The following is a 392-nucleotide window of genomic DNA, read 5'->3' as shown; positions in this document are numbered from 1 at the left end:
ACGACTTCTTCGAGCTGGGTGGCGACTCCATCCGCAGCATCCAGGTCGTCGGGCAGGCCCGATCGAACGGGCTGGTCGTCGGCCTCCAGGACCTGCACTGGCACCCGACCGTGCAGGCCCTCGGCGAGGCCGTCGGGGCGCGCACCGAGCCGGCACCGGCTCGGGCCCGCGCCTCGGCCTTCGCGCTGCTCTCCGACAAGGACCGGGAGCTGCTCGCCGCCCGCGGCTCGTCCGCCGCGACAAACGGCGGGACCGCGGCGGGTGTGCGATGACCGACGTGCTGAGCGCCCGGGCCGGCGTCCTCGAGGACGCCTACCCGATGTCCGAGCTCCAGGTCGGCATGGTCTACGAGATGGAGCGCGACCCGGAGCGCCTGCCGTACCACAACGTGC

The 392-nt window shown here is 73.5% G+C and carries 1 protein-coding gene; it reads left to right on the top strand.

Going from position 1 to position 392, the window contains the following annotated elements:
- Window positions 1-272, top strand: a 272-nt coding sequence (locus tag ACFHW1_RS28890) for a phosphopantetheine-binding protein (RefSeq protein WP_416616754.1), incomplete at its 5' end; no start/stop codon positions are given.
- Window positions 273-392: the final 120 nt, after the last annotated feature.

The organism is Micromonospora sp. LOL_014, from assembly GCF_048060245.1.
In the GTDB taxonomy this organism is placed as follows: Bacteria; Actinomycetota; Actinomycetes; order Mycobacteriales; family Micromonosporaceae; genus Micromonospora_E.
The sequence above is the reverse complement of the archived record's forward strand: the minus strand, read 5'-3'. Positions and strand labels throughout refer to the sequence as shown.